Annotated in this window: 6 protein-coding genes; 3 read left to right on the forward strand and 3 right to left on the reverse strand. The window is 42.9% G+C overall.

Annotation, left to right across the window (positions count from 1 at the left end):
- Positions 1-53 precede the first annotated feature (53 nt).
- Complete coding sequence (locus IL356_RS18010; RefSeq protein WP_121849487.1) at positions 54-8822, reverse strand: T9SS type B sorting domain-containing protein; 8769 nt, start codon at positions 8820-8822, stop codon at positions 54-56.
- A gap of 133 nt (positions 8823-8955) precedes the next feature.
- Here IL356_RS18010 and IL356_RS18015 point away from each other — a divergent pair, with 133 nt between their 5' ends.
- Complete coding sequence (locus IL356_RS18015) at positions 8956-10077, forward strand: PQQ-dependent sugar dehydrogenase (protein ID WP_121849488.1); 1122 nt, start codon at positions 8956-8958, stop codon at positions 10075-10077.
- Between the two features lie 44 nt (positions 10078-10121).
- Positions 10122-10523, forward strand: coding sequence for a c-type cytochrome (locus IL356_RS18020; RefSeq protein WP_225621551.1), 402 nt, complete (start codon positions 10122-10124; stop codon positions 10521-10523).
- A gap of 1 nt (position 10524) precedes the next feature.
- Here the strand turns inward: IL356_RS18020 and murQ are convergent, their stop codons facing one another.
- Both murQ and IL356_RS18030 read right to left on the reverse strand, forming a co-directional pair.
- Positions 10525-11334, reverse strand: coding sequence for an N-acetylmuramic acid 6-phosphate etherase (murQ, locus tag IL356_RS18025; protein WP_121849489.1), 810 nt, complete (start codon positions 11332-11334; stop codon positions 10525-10527).
- A gap of 5 nt (positions 11335-11339) precedes the next feature.
- Positions 11340-12089 (reverse strand): DeoR/GlpR family DNA-binding transcription regulator, encoded by a 750-nt coding sequence (locus IL356_RS18030; RefSeq protein WP_121849490.1) that lies wholly within the window; start codon positions 12087-12089, stop codon positions 11340-11342.
- A 192-nt stretch (positions 12090-12281) separates the two neighbouring features.
- Here IL356_RS18030 and nagB point away from each other — a divergent pair, with 192 nt between their 5' ends.
- Positions 12282-14213, forward strand: a complete 1932-nt coding sequence (gene nagB, locus IL356_RS18035) for a glucosamine-6-phosphate deaminase (RefSeq protein WP_121849491.1) — start codon at positions 12282-12284, stop codon at positions 14211-14213.

Genomic DNA, 14213 nt, shown 5'->3' on the forward strand with positions numbered 1-14213 from the left:
CAAAAAAGAAACGGATGCCCTTTGGCATCCGTTCAAGATTTAGTTTTTAAAATTTATCTGTAGAGCGTAAAGTGACCGACATATCTTATATCACGATCATCATTTTGGTTAACGACGTACCAGTAATCACCCGTCGGAAGCTCTTTACCTTCATAAGTTCCATCCCATTTACTTACCTGATCTAGCTCGGCAACCACACGACCGTAACGATCATAGATAATAACCTCAATATTCGGGAAGAAATCTCGATTACCCGGCGCCCAAAAATCGTTCTCATTATCACCGTTCGGAGAGAAGAAATTTGGTATTTCAAGCATTCCAGTAAACTCAAATGGTATTGCCGCTACCGCTTCACAACCATTATCATCCACTACTCGAATTTCAACTGTTCCGCTATCGGTTGTGGTGTAGATACCAACATCGCCATACGATTGTCCGTTAAAGAAGAACTCATAGCCTCCGAAGCCACCCTCGGCCATAGCCGTGATTTCATTCGGACCAGTTTTCTCGGCAGTCAAGGTCAAAGGGTCATACCCTTCGATACTGAACTCCACAAAGTTAGTACAACCATTTTCGTGATAGATGTAAACAGTATAGTCACCCGCTGGTAAATCTCCCCATTCACGATCTGTGGTCGCTAAAGAAGTAATGGCATCGGTCGGATCAACAGGATTCAAAGCGAACAACAGATCAGGAAGAACACTTGAATCTTGCATTTCAACTCTGGCCGTACTATTAGGGAAGATACCTTCACAGCCATATTGAACAATAGGTTCAGCTGTTAAATCAACACCAATTTCAATAGGTATCAACACGTCTGTATCACAGAGGTTGGCGTCTTGTATGAAAACTATGTAGGTTTCACCACCTATTAAGTTATCAAAGAAAAGATTATCGTTACGCTCGAACACTTCGGTACCATCTGAATTTGGACCGATAACCCTTGTTTCATAATACGTTTCAAAGGTCACAGGATCAACGAACGGTGTGCCTCCAGCAATTGTTATCTGAGCCGTACCATCGGCAAACCCTATACAGGTTTCCGGTGAGGTAACTACGTCGGTAACCTCCAGTTCATCGGGTTCGGTCACCACGATTTCAAATGTCTGTGGACAACCTTCTGCATCTTGGGCCAAAACCGTATAAGACGGATTACTCGGGGTATTAGCTGCCAAATCGGTAAAGGTATATGTTAACGGATTATCAGGATCTGAGAAAAACTCACTCAAGTTCGGTTCGATAGCAAACTTCACGAGCCCTGGGGTCGCACTGGTAACCTCCATAGTAATCGTACCGTCAGATTCACCAAAACAAGATGTTGGAGTACTACTATAATCAATAGTCACAGGTTCCGCCGGAGCAATAGTAAATGGTCCTTGCACAACACCACAGTTTGCACGGCTAATCACGGAAATCCAGTAATCACCCGCATCAAGGTTCTCAAAGGTACCAAAGTCTTGCATCGGCAAGTTATTGTAGGTTGGCAACGATTCAGCCACGAAAGCATCAGAACCAGGGTCTGAATTATAAATTCTAAATTCATAAATACCCGTACCTCCATTAGCAACTGCCTCAATTCTACCGTCTACCTCGTACGCACACGAAACATCAAAAGTGGGCGATGTTGGATCAAGACTTAAAGGCTCTGCATCTGTAATAGTAATACCATTGGTTTTTCGGGCCAAACATGAGCTCAAGCCACCCACCTTTCGAACTTCGAAACGATATGAGTTACCAATGGTTCCCGGTATATTGGTCTTAACCGGCAATCCGTTGACATCGGTCTCATCGATTGGCAACCATGGTCCTCCAGAATTATTTACGCTATATTCATAAGTGCCACCCTGCGGATTGTTCACACGAATCATCATTGTTGCGATGTTACCACATGCTGGTACCGAAGTTTGAATCAATACCGGGTTGATTGGCGGCGGCGGAATGACCTGAACCGGAGGAGTTACGAAGCTACAGTTCATAGTTGAAACCACTTCTACGGCATACCATCCACCAGGAATAACTCCCGTTCCGGCCGTACCCACAAACTCTGGGTCACTTTGATACCCTGTTGAAGATACCACATCGGTATTATCAGAACTGCCCAAATGCAACAAGCGATACTGATATCCGGCGCCTGGCACACCTCCAATAGCACCAGGGTTCGTTGTTCCTGGCTCAACGGCCACAATCACGGCGTCGTTACCTTGAGGACACTCCAACTCTCTTGTTATAATGGCCTCTGCATCGATTTGTGCAACCGGTAAAAGCTCTAGTTCTTCAGAGTGTTCACATCCTTCTGTATCTCTTACTATTACACGATAATTGCCACTCGAAAGCCCCGTAAACCTATCATTACTTCCATTGGCAGCAAATGTTGCGTAGGCCGCATTAGAATGCGGTGCAAAGCCGCTACCTACTGGATTTTCGTACTCTAATCGGTATTCATAAGGGGCATTATCCCATCCTCCTTGAGTACTAACGATAATTTCACCTAAATCATCATTACACCCCACTCTTCCGACCTCGTCCATAGTCGTTATGAGAAGTTGCTCGTTAGGCATTTGAACGGTAGTCATATTACTGAATACATTACAAGCTGAAGCTGTCATGCCCATTTCGCGGATTACTACACGAAGATTACCACCTTCCAGACCGGTTATAACAGCCGGGTTACCATCTACAGCAGTGTCGATTGTTCCGGTTGAATTACCTGCGACCGGCGTACCGAAGGAACCGCCACTGAACCCTGGATCATTGGCAGCGTATACGAAGTATTCATAAACTCCCGTATATCCGCTTACATCAATGGTCAATTCACCATCAGTAGCGCCAAAACAACCAACTGGGTCATTTTGTGAAATGGAAACCGTAGGTAGAATAGGTTCTGCAACGACATAGGCGGTTATCGGATAAGTACAGCCTCCCACATCATTTACCTGTAAATTGTACTCACCGGCAACCATTGGCAAATCGAATTCAACAAAAGAACCACTTGGTTGAGAAACACTTGAAACCGGCGTTACCGAGAAACCTTGGTCTTCAATTATAAAATTGGTACTGCCTGTTACGTCAATTCTAATCCTTTCAGGATTTTCACAATCCATAGGAGAAATCTGTGTAATAGTTGCGGTTACCGTATTTGGAGCCAAAACCGTCACCGAATCACTGAATTCACAACCATTTGAATCTATGGCATAAATAGTAATGACTTGATCAGAACCCGTATCAACTATCTCGAATGTCGGACTCGACTGGTAGCTATCGGCAAGGTCTAGTTTATAGCCGTAAGGGCCACCATTGCCAACATTACCACCCACGATGGATGCTGTTACATTCGTTGTACTAAACTGATTTGCCGCCGGATTACAGACAAGTGTACCTGCCGTTACATCGATTTCAAATGGTGGTGGTTCGTTGATAACCACTTCTTCTCTATCAAAACAGCTGCGGTCGGTAACAACTTCAATTACGTAAGTGCCCGGAGTTAAGTTCAAGAAAGTACCTGAAGCATTTGTACCGGTTCTTCCAGAGGTGTCAAGACCTGATGGCATTGAAGCCAAAGTGGTCGTATATAAATTGAATTCTCTAATTCCATCAATATCGGTTCCTGCTTGCAAAGAAGCCGAAATACTTCCGTCTCCAACCCCATTACAACTAACATCACTTGCACCCGTATCGTCAATAATTGGCGAAGTTGGGGCTGTTCTAAGAATGTCATCGACCAAAAAGGTACAATTGTTGACACCATCATCGACTTGATTATCGGTTACTTCCACTTGATAATCTCCCGGAGGGATATTCGGAAAAATACCATCATTATCAGGGTCGGTAATACTTACAGGAGAACCAAACATATCGGTTCCTGTGAGAACATAAGTGAAATCACCACTACCTCCATTGGCCGTAATTGTAACAACTCCATCACTTTCTTCACAACTTGGTTCGGTACTAAAGCCTCCAGATGCTGAAAGAACTTGGAACACTTCGGCAACATCATCTACATCACACCCATTGGCATCAATAACATGTACCGGATATGAACCAATATTGTTAACAAAAAATATTGCTTGTGTAGGTGTACCTGGAGTATAAGCAGGTGTTTGACTAACCCCATTCAAAGTAAATGTCGGTGTCTCTATATGACCTGGCATTTCTAATGTAATTTGGAAACCACCTGATGGTGTAGTTACATCACATTGATTGTCTACGCTGATAGTCGGTGCCGGTAAATCAGGATTCAGCTGAATCACCGCTGCAGATACACGATAAGAACAGTTGTTCGCATCGATAACCCAGATATCATAATCTGTACCAGGTGCCAGTGATCCCGGCAAGGAAACTGTAGAGGCATCACTGAAATCATCAGATGGGTCTGCAGGTGTTAGGGTACCGTCAGTATCAACAGGAGTACCAGCGGGAACATAAGCATACAAGTATGGGCTACCAGTAGCAAAAGGTGTTCCGCCGCTTCCCCTAACAGTCAATTGACCGAGAGCATTACAGTTGGCATTTTGGTTATCAATAATATCTACCCGTGGCATGTTGATAACCGCTTCGTCTTCGTCTCCGCTAGAACAACCGTTAGCATCTTCTACCGAGATTCCATACCTGCCTTGAGGCACTGTCAAATCACTTGCTAGAGCTGTTAAAGAGGAGTTGGTTACATTGTAAACCTCTTCTCCTGTTTCTAAATTGGTAATAATAACATCGTAAGGTGCTGTACCTGACGTAATATTATAGTTGATACCTACATCGCCATTTCTACATGTGGCACCGTCGACCGTCAAATCTACAGCAGAACCAGGTCCGTTGGGTAAAGTGATCACTTCTTGATATGTACAACCTGTAGATGTATCCCTTACTTCTACTGTATAAGAAGCACCCCATAGCAAATTGCTAAAGCAATGGTTAGTAGCTGTAGTATTAGGTGAGACCCAGCCTACTAGAGGGTCGGGATCGGCCAATCGTATTTCATATGGACCTGTTCCATTCACTATTTCAACACATACTGTACTTCCACCAGGAGTACAGAAGGCAGGGGGTGTTGGATAGGTAGGAATTATATCAAGATTGGTTGTTCCGATGGTCACGGGTTCAATATCATTACATCCTCGAGAATCAATGATAATCACCTGATAATCACCTGGAATCAGACTTGGATCAGTTACCGACAAAGGAAAGTCCGCGTCCGTTACATTATTTTGAGTCACATAAGGGTTTCCAAAGTTATCCTCAATAATAACTGTATAATTCTGAACACCAGGGGTTGGTAAACTAACAGTCACCCCACCGGAAAGATCACCAGAAGTACACGTAGCATCAATAGGCGCTACCGTAGCATCGGGTGTTGGGTTGGGGTCGGTAGTCACCGTCACGGGTGTTACCGCAGTAATACAATCTCTTGAATCTTTTACTAGATACTCATAGTTACCCGCTGCAAGACCTGAATAAACAGTTTGTGAAGAAAAGTTATAAGTATTTGTAGGGTCAGGATTATTAGGATCCGGAACCAATGTACCCGCAGGAGCGAAAACCACCTCAAAAGGAGGAACACCAGAAGATACAGTTGGAATAATTTCTACAAAACCGCTATTAGGATCACCACAACTTGGGCCCACTATTCGCTCTGTAGCGGCAATATTTGTAGGTTCAGCAAAGGTCAACCCTTCTGACGTATTGGTACATGAATTATTATCGGTTACTTCAACGGTATAAACACCGTGCTCACCGTAGGGTACAGTATAGTTAAATGGATTTGATGGAATATTAATTCCTGTCTGCCCTGGTACAGCAATTCCGTCTTTGTAGATGGTGTATGAAGTGGAACTTAGGGTTGAGATATCTCCTCCGGAAACAGTCACTTCCATTTCACCGTCTCCTCCACAAGGAATTTCAGTAACCAAATCTAAGTTTACTTGAATTTGAGGAGGTATTCTTACAGACGTCGTTTGGGCAATACAATCATTTCCGTCGACTACTTGAATTATGTAATTACCCGGAACAAGGTTGGTAAAGGTGTAAGTACCCGGTGTACCTGGCGTCTGCAGGGGTCCACCATTAATTCGATATCTATGGCTGGTCAATGGTGCAGAGCCTGCAGTTGAAGAAACCGTAATTTCGGCATCGTTAGTAGCCGAATAACAATAGTCGGCACTATCAAATGATATGGATGGCGCTGTTACACTTGTTAAGGTAAAAGTGGTTGAGGCAGTACAACCCTCGGAGTCTATAACTGTTAATGTATAGGTGCCCTCGGCGGTTAAACTACCAAAAGTACGCCCAGTTTTTGGGCCCTGTAGGGTTCCTGGAGGTGATGGCCACTGAAGTTCATACCTATAACTACCGAATCCTCCGGCAGCATTGGCTCGAACCCTACCAATATTATTGTTTTGACAACTCATATCAGTCACATCAGCGGTAATACTCAAAGGAGTAGCAGCTTCTTCCACATCAAAAGATGCTGTCGATGTACAGTTGGTATCGTTGTCGGTTACCGTAATTTCGTAAGTACCAGCTCCTAAACCGGAAATTGGTATCTCAAACGCCGAACTATTCGTTCCACTTGTTATTATGGCAGCAGTCGGTGCAGTTCTGTTCACCACATAATCATAATCGGTGGCAAACCCATCGACCAAGAATGCTCCATCGCCATCAGTGGCAGCGGGACAAACTCTTCGATCCCCTCCAGATTTAACTCTAGCTCGTATAGTACTGATACCTCCCGTGGTAAAACTGGCTGTGTAAGTACACCCATCGGTATCGGTAATTTCAAATTGATACGAAGTATCTAAGTTAAGTCCGTTAAACACATTACTTGCCTGAGCAGGAGGCAATGCCGTTGCGGGATTAGAGGAGATGATTTCATATTGCGCAACTGGAAAACCTGCAGGTTGCACATCAATAGTTACCCTACTGGTTCCTGTGGCGCAATCTAAATTGTCTTGAACAAAGTTAATAGCAGTTGGTGGAACCGGTTCAGAAACCGTAATAGGTGACAGAGCCTGATAGCATCCTGAATCGTCTCTTATATAAGGTATGTAGGTGCCTGATGCCAGTCCTGTAAAACTTGTGCCAGATTGAAAGTTGGTGTTATCAATACTATACTCATAACCAGAACCAGAACCTCCACTAGCGGGGGCAAAATCAATGATTGCCCCACCATTGTTACAAGTATAATCTTGTGTTAAGCTGGCCGAACCGTTCAAGCCTCCTTCGGAAGTTACTGTTACCGATGGAAGTGCCAGAACGCACGAAAATGCACCTTGAGAATACCTTACCTCTACAATATTATAGGTGCCATCGGCCACTGGTATGGTCGACGATGTGGTAAAGGGATCACCAGCATTATTGGTCGCCCTGAATTCTAAGTTGAAACCTCGTGGGTCGTTAATGGCGAAATCTACTTTTCCTCCCCCATTGGTACAGGTACCGGTAATAGGGCCAGCAGTTACATCGGGCGGATCAAGTTCGGCCACGTATTCAGATTTTTCGGCTGTACAACCTTGGTCATCCGTTATATAAAAGGTGTATGTACCAGGGCTAGTTACCGTATAAGAATTAGTACCTGTGAAAAATCCTCCAGAATTTCCACCATCGCTAACAGTATAGCTATAGTTTCCGGAACCACCAGAAGGCGTTACGTCGATATCTACACTGGTAATGGTCGAACATCCGAAACTCATTCCGTTGGTATCGGTAATCACCTCGATTGGACTCAATCCTACACCAACGGTAATAGGATTACCATTTACGTCTGTATATTGTATCGGAGCCGGAATGCCATTAGGAATATCCTCATGACAGTCATTAGTTTCAACTTTTACCGCATAAGTACCTTCGCTTACTGCCCCAAATGTATAGGTGTTACTTGAAATTGTAGAAGTAAACTCAATTTCGGCACCGTTCTCATCTAATAAGGTATATACATAAGGCCCAGGTACCTCCGGATTAACGGTTACGTCGATACTTCCTGTTTCCCCACTACATACCGGATTGGTAAAGGTTACATCGATTTCGATTTCAACTTCTTCTATTTCAATGACCTCATACAAATATTCACATACTTGGCCAGAGATATTCAACCTAGCCTGTACTTGGTATAATCCAGGGTTTAGGTTATCAAATATAGAAGATGATTGGTAGGGCCCGAACGGATTCGCACCTTCGCGAATTCTAAATTGATAACTATTGGGAAGACCGGTAATCTCGATACGACCCGGGTTATTACAAACAAAATCTTTTTTAGTATAGGTTTGGGTAATGGTACTTTTTACCACTTCAAAATAATAGTATTGCCCCCCATTGACCTGAACCCTAAATTCGGCTCCGTTCGCTGCTGAGATAGTACTGGCGTCTAGGTTGAAAGATGAACCGTTATGCACCTCTGTGTAGGCCGATGTATAATCAGGGCACTCTACATTCGTATTCGGGGTGGCCCCGGTCAACTGTTGCCATGAAACACTTCCGTAAGGCCCTCCGGAGAGTGTAATGTTTCTATCATCAGAGTCACCGCATAGAATAAACCTTGCAACGGTGGCCCCATCGTTGGTACAGCTTACCGTTTCATCGGCTCCTTGAATTATGGTCGTGAACATGGGAGCGCTGACAGCCTTACCTGATTTCTTGTTCTTTTGGGTATTGACGAGAAATTTAGACTCGGTTTCTCGCTGTGAGGTCTTCTCTAGAGAAACAGCATCCTTGACCTTTTCGGCAACCTCGGAGATCAAGGTATACACTTTAGGATTGGCGATGGCCGTAGTACCGACTACTGAAAATGATATTAACAGTAGGGCAAGAAGAACATGCCGCATTTTCTTTGGGAACATAGGTTAAGTCTTAGGTATTAAGAATAGCTGCGTTTGGGGAGCATTTATTCTTAAGATGTAATTATTTATACTTATAAATTCTCTTTATATTTATCCGCTAAGCATACATTAATATTATTTTTAACGTACATCCATGAAAAATAGTGTATTTCTACTTTGTTCAACTCTAGTTTTCTTTTACACATCTTGTGCTCAAGACCCTGAAAACCAAGTTAGTGACCCTTCTTCCACTCCTTTTGAGGCTGAATTACTGATCGATGAAATGCAAATTCCGTGGGGAATGACCTTTTTACCGGATGGCAGTATGCTGGTGACCGAGAAATCAGGCGAAATCGTTCATTTTAAAAACGGTGCCAAAACCAAGGTTAAAGAAGTACCACAAGTTTATACTAGAGGGCAAGGCGGACTTTTGGATATTGAGGCACATCCTGACTATGCCAATAATGGTTGGATCTATATTTCATATTCTTCCGAGGAAGGAGATGAAAAAGGTGGAAACACCGCTCTTATGAGAGCTAAGCTAAAGGATAATGCATTGGTCGAAAAGCAATTACTCTACAAAGCGACCCCCAACACAACCAAAGGTCAGCATTTCGGTTCTAGAATCGTTTTCGATAATGAAGGCTATCTTTTTCTTTCAATTGGTGAGCGCGGGGCCAGAGATGAAAACCCACAAGATATAACTAGGGATGGCGGCAAAATTTATCGTTTTCATGATGATGGCAAAATACCCCAAGACAATCCTTTTGTTAGTAAAGATGGTGCCAAAACAGCAATTTATAGCTATGGGCACCGTAACCCACAAGGCCTAGCTAAACATCCGGAAACCGGAAAAATATGGGATAATGAACACGGTCCGAGAGGTGGTGATGAAATCAACATTATAAAACCAGGTGCCAACTATGGTTGGCCGGTCATAACTTATGGTATCAATTATAGTGGTACACCTATAACCGATAAAACCGAAATGGACGGAATGGAACAACCTTTTCACTATTGGGTACCAAGTATCGCCCCGAGTGGCATGGCATTTGTTACATCCGATAAATATGGAGACTGGAAAGGAAGCATTCTTGTTGGGTCACTAAAATTTCAATATTTGGAACGATTAGTAGTTGAAGGAGAAAAAGTTACCGACAGAGAAAAATTAATGGCCGAAATAGGTCGAGTAAGAGACGTTAAAGAAGGGCCTGACGGACTAATTTATGTAGCAGTAGAAGGAAAAGGTGTTTATAAACTAGTACCAAAAAGCTAGTAAAGTTCTTTTCTAAAGGTTCCATTACTACCATAAGTATCATTATGAAATTTTTAAACATTCTGTTGTTTCTAATCTTTTGTGCTGTACCGACAGTTCAGGCGCAAGAGGCAGATTTAGAAGAAAGTATGGCACGTGGCGAAGCTGTTTATATGGATTTCTGTGTGACGTGCCACTTAGAAAATGGCGAGGGAGTAGCAAATACTTTCCCACCCCTTGCCATGTCAGATTATTTAAAGAAAAACCGTGAAGCCAGCATCCGCGGGGTTAAGTACGGCCAGCAAGGCGAATTGACCGTCAACGGCGTTACCTATAACAGCGTAATGGCACCCATGGGATTGGATGATAGTGAGATTGCCGATGTAATGAACTACATTATGAACTCGTGGGGCAATTGGTCGAGCAAATTGGTCACTACAGACGAGGTAGAGGCCATTTCAAAATAGATTAAGAACCCGCTTCTATAGCTGCTTTGACCGAGCCATGCTTCTTTAAAAGAGATTCAGCTTTCTCATAAGGTATTCCCAACCCTTCTGCGACATAGCGTGCGCCACGATCAACAAGTTTGTTATTACTTAGTTGCATGTTGACCATCTTGTTCCCTTTTACCCTTCCAATCTTAATCATCAGGGCAGTAGAAATCATATTTAGGGCTAGTTTTTGAGATGTTCCGCTCTTCATACGCGTGCTGCCCGTAACAAATTCAGGTCCAACGTTCATCTCGATAGGTATATCGGAATTTTTCGCCAACGGCGAACCTGGGTTGTTGGTTATTCCTGCGGTTAAAAGTCCGTTCTTTTTAGCCTGTTCAATGCCTCCTAACACATAGGGCGTTGTACCGGAAGCGGCAATACCGACTACCGTATCAAGTTCGGTCATCTCATACGCCATCATATCTTTCCACGCCTGTTCAGTGTCATCCTCTGCGTGTTCGACCGATTTTCTAATGGCAATATCGCCTCCAGCTATAAGACCGATTACCCTTGTATGTGGCATACCGTACGTAGGTGGTATTTCAGAAGCATCGAGTACACCTAAACGGCCGCTTGTACCCGCCCCTATATAAAAAAGACGCCCTCCTTTTTCAAATCGTTCGGCCAGCGCATCGACCAATTTCGTGATTTGAGGAATAGCCTCTGAAACGGCAACGGCCACTTTTTGGTCTTCCTCGTTCATTTTCTTTAAAATAGAGTTGGTTTCTAACAACTCTAAATCGTCATGGTTCGATGGGGTTTCGGTAATCTTGGTATAGTCCATGGTATTTATAAAATATGTATATCGTGGTTTTTAAAAGAATTCAATAGCGAATCTTCCGGCTCTAGCTCGGTTATCATCGTATTGATGGCATTAATATCGCAAGTTTTGTAACGATGTTGTGAATTCAGTTTTTCTGATATGGATAAAAGTACCGTTTTTTTTGAGCTCTTTATCACCGCTTTCTTCACTTGAACAATGTCCCAATCAAATTCGGTAAGACCGTAAAAAGAGTCAACATACCCTGTACCGATAAAACTAAAATCAACCCTGATTTCAGAAAGATTATGAATGGCGTTGGCCCCTATCGTGGTTTGAGATTCACTAGAAACTTGTCCTCCGACTATAATTACATTCACATTTGATTTGTTAAGCAGTTCTGAGGCTACCGGAAGACTATGTGTAAAGCATGTTATTTCTAAATTCGGAGGTATCAATCTGGCCAATTCCGAGCAAGTTGTACCTCCATCTATAAAGATAACGGCACCCGGTTTAAGTAACGAAAGTGCTTTCTGGGCTATTTTAGTCTTCTGCTCTAATTTATATACATTTTGATTTCGTGTACTGCTATTAGTAAAACCCAGCGATACGGCACCTCCGTGTACTTTACGTAATTTATTTTCAGCGTCTAGCTCTTTTACATCACGACGCACCGTATCTATAGAAACATCCAATGTTTCGGCAATATCGGTCAATAAGATTCGGTTGTGCAGTTCAACCTCGTTTAAGATGGTTTGTTGTCGCTCTTCCTTTAACATAGCGTCAATGAATTCTAAATTTTAGCCGCACAAATATATGCAATATTATCGAATGCCGTTTTTTTCTGGTTTAAAGTTAATAAATCATTAAAAATGCAAAAAACAGCAATTTAAAAAGCAAAAAACAGCAACTATTAGGCGTCGTTGCTTATATTTGCAGCTAAATAAACCTCTACCTTAAGAACAATAAAAATGAAAACAATTCTGGAAAAAAATGGCTCTTCTATTGAATACCGCCCTGTAGGTCAATTTGAAGAAACACGATTTGAAAAGATTCACAACGTAATTTTCTCAGATTCTAATAGAGCTTCTATACAAGTAGCAGAAGAAATTGCCACACTTATCAAGAAAAAACAAAAAGAGAATAAAAATTGTGTGTTAGGTCTGGCTACCGGCTCATCTCCGATAAGAGTTTACGAAGAGTTAGTGAGAATGCACAAAGAAGATGGGCTAAGTTTTTCCAACGTTATTACCTTCAATCTTGACGAATACCTTCCTATGGAAAAAGATAACCGTCAAAGTTACTGGTACTTCATGCATGAACACCTGTTTAATCATATAGATATTCCTGCAGAAAATATACACATACCTGACGGTACTATTTTAGGGGGCGATGTCATCGATTATTGCCTAGCTTACGAAAAAGCGATTAAAAAGGCCGGTGGACTCGATTTTCAATTACTAGGTATTGGTAGAACCGGGCACGTTGGTTTTAATGAACCTGGTTCACACTACAACTCTGGCACGCGTGTTATTACTCTTGATCACATTACCCGTGTAGACGCGGCCCCCGCTTTTTTAGGAATTGACAATGTACCCCGAAAGGCTATCACAATGGGTATTGCCACGGTTCGAAGTGCCAAAAGAATTGTTCTCTTAGGATGGGGACAGAATAAGGCAGATATCATCAAAAAAACGATAGAAGGAGAAATTTCAGCACAGGTTCCTGCCACATACCTGCAAGAACATAAAAACTGTACGTTCGTTTTAGATACAGGAGCAGGTAGTGAACTAACCAGAAACAAAACCCCTTGGTTGGTCGACGAATCTTTAGATTGGACGGAAAACCTAACCTTTAAGGCAATTGTATGGCTTTGCGGGAAGACCGAAAAGTCAATTCTTAGCCTTACCGATAAAGACTATAACGATAATGGTATGTCCGGCCTTTTGGCAACCGAGAACTCTTACGACCTCAATATTAAGATGTTCAACAGATTACAGCACACCATTACAGGCTGGCCAGGTGGAAAGCCGAATGCAGACGATACCAATCGCCCAGAAAGAGCCGAACCTGCCAAGAAGAGAGTCATTCTCTTTAGTCCACACCCTGATGACGATGTAATCTCTATGGGCGGTACTTTTGACAGATTGATCGAGCAAGGGCATGAAGTTCATGTCGCTTACCAGACCTCGGGTAATATTGCCGTTTCAGATGCCGATGCCCTTCGCTACGCAGGCATCTCTAAACGCATTAGCTATTCCGACGAGGCCCAGAAGCTCATTGACGATATCAAGGCCAAGAAAGAAAGTAGCTTTGATACTCTTGAAGTAAGAAAATTAAAAGGCAATATCAGAAGAGGCGAATCGTATGCCGCTACCCGATATTTGGGGCTTCCTGATGAAAACGTTCATTTTTTAGACCTTCCTTTCTATGAAACAGGAACCATTAAAAAGAATAACCTATCAGATGCCGATATCGAAATCATGATGAATTTCATCAAAGAAATACAGCCACATCAAATATATGCCGCAGGCGATTTGGCCGATCCGCATGGCACCCATAAAGTATGTCTTGATGCGGTTTTCGAATCAATGAGAAGACTAAAATCAGAACCTTTCATGAACGATTGTTGGCTATGGCTTTACAGAGGTGCTTGGCACGAATGGGACATTCACGAAATTGAAATGGCGGTTCCTATGAGTCCTGATCAGGTCTTGAAAAAACGCTACGCCATTTTCTGTCACCAATCTCAAAAAGATGGTGTAATGTTCCAAGGCGATGATGCTAGGGAATTCTGGATGAGGGCGGAAGAGCGCAACAGAGATACGGCGCAAAAATACCGCAACCTAGGTCTTTCAGACTATGCTGCTATCGAAGCCTTCGTTAGATATGAAGTAAACTAA

The organism is Euzebyella marina (assembly GCF_014855515.1).
Lineage (GTDB): Bacteria > Bacteroidota > Bacteroidia > Flavobacteriales > Flavobacteriaceae > Euzebyella > Euzebyella marina.